General features: G+C 71.6%; 1 protein-coding gene. It reads right to left on the bottom strand.

Going from position 1 to position 1,954, the window contains the following annotated elements; genetic code table 11:
• Positions 1-1,954, bottom strand: a 1,954-nt coding sequence (gene dnaE / locus PROKR_RS16355; RefSeq protein ID WP_169736448.1) for a DNA polymerase III subunit alpha, incomplete at both ends; no start/stop codon positions are given.

Genomic DNA, 1,954 nt, shown 5'->3' with positions numbered 1-1,954 from the left:
CCGGCCTCCGGTCCGCCGTCGCCGCCGGGCGGGGCGGTGCCCGGCACCTGCTCCACGCTCGCCAGCACCCGGGATGCCGTCACCGACGGCCGCAGCACGCGCACCCCGTGCCGGCGTGCGTCGGCGACCAGGGACTGCGGCGAGTAGAACCCCATGGGCTGGGCCGCGAGCAGTCCCGCGTAGAACGCGGCCGGGTGGTGCACCTTGAGCCACGAGCTCACGTACACGAGGTGCGCGAAGGAGTAGGCGTGCGACTCGGGGAAGCCGAAGTCGGCGAAGGCCTTGAGCTTCTCGAAGATCTCGTCCTGCTTGTCGGGCTCGACGTCGTTGGCCGCCATCCCGGCGTAGAACCGGTCGCGGAGCTCCTCCATGCGCTCCTGCGACCGCTTGGATCCCATGGCTCGCCGGAGCTGGTCGGACTCCGTGGGCGTGAACCCGGCGATCTTGATGGCCATCTGCATGAGCTGCTCCTGGAACAGCGGCACGCCGAGGGTGCGCTTCAGCACGGGCTCGAGCAGCGGGTGCGGATAGGTCACCTTCTCTCGCTTCCGGGCCCGTTCGATGTACGGGTGGACCGACCCGCCCTGGATGGGCCCGGGCCGGATGAGCGCGACCTCCACGACGATGTCGTAGAACTTCCGCGGTCTCAGGCGCGGCAGCGTCGCCATCTGGGCGCGGGACTCCACCTGGAAGACGCCCACGGTGTCGGCGGCGCACAGCAGGTCGTAGACGAGCTCGTCGTCCTGCGGCAGCTCGTGCAGCGTGAGCACTTCACCTGTGTGCTCCTCGACGAACTCGAACGCGTACCGGATCGCGGTCAGCATGCCCAGGCCGAGCAGGTCGAACTTCACGAGCCCCGCGTCCGCGCAGTCCTCCTTGTCCCACTGGAGCACCGTGCGGCCCTCCATGCGCGCCCACTCCACGGGGACCACCTCGATCACCGGGCGGTCGCACATGACCATGCCGCCCGAGTGGATGCCCAGGTGCCGGGGCAGGCGCAGCATCCGGTCGGCCAGGTCGAGCACGTCGTCGGGGATCTCACCCTCCTCGGCCGCCGTCGGCGGCGTGCGGAACGGGACGACGTCGTGGGTGTCGTCGGCGCGCTCCCGGGGCTCGCCCGCGGCGCGCGCCTCCTGCGCCAGCACGTCCACGAAGGTCGCCGCGTCGCCCGGCCCCCACAGCGCCGTCATCCGGGCGTCCTTGGCCGCTGTCCGGTTCTGCGGGGCAGGCTGCGGCGGGGTCGCCCGGGGCTTGAGCGTCCCCCAGCGCTCGATCGACTTGGTCCACGCGTCCTGCTGCCCGATGTCGTAGCCGAGCGCGCGGGCGGCGTCGCGCACCGCCGAGCGCGGGCGGTAGGAGATGACGTTCGCGACCTGCGCCGCGTGCCTGCGCCCGAACTTGTCGTAGACGTGCTGGATCACCTCCTCACGCCGCACCGACTCGATGTCGACGTCGATGTCCGGCGGCCCGTTGCGGGCCTCGGCGAGGAACCGCTCGAACAGCAGGCCGTACTTCACCGCGTCCACCGCGGTGATCCCCAGGGCGTAGCAGACCGCCGAGTTCGCGGCGCTCCCCCGGCCCTGCGCGAGGATCCCGTGGGTGCGGCAGAACTCCACGATGTCGTAGACCACCAGGAAGTACCCGGGAAAGCCGAGGCGGATGATGATCTCCAGCTCGTACTCGATCTGCTCCCAGGCCTTCGTGTTGCCCGTCCGGGGGCCGTACCGCCGCTCCGCGCCCCGGTAGGCGAGCTCGCGCAGCCAGGACGCCTCGTCGTGCCCGGGTGGTACGTCGTAGGGCGGCAGCTCCGGCTTGATGAGCTCCAGGTCGAACGCGCACTCCGCCCCGAGTGCGGCCGCCGTCGCCACGGCCTGCGGGTACCGACGGTGCAGGCGAGCCATCTCGGCGCCGCTGCGCAGATGGGCGGTGGGAGCGCCGGGCAGCCAGCCGTCCA

The sequence above is a fragment of the Promicromonospora kroppenstedtii DSM 19349 genome, assembly GCF_000515355.1.
Taxonomy (GTDB): Bacteria; Actinomycetota; Actinomycetes; order Actinomycetales; family Cellulomonadaceae; genus Promicromonospora; species Promicromonospora kroppenstedtii.
This window is presented reverse-complemented; position numbering and strand designations above follow the sequence as displayed.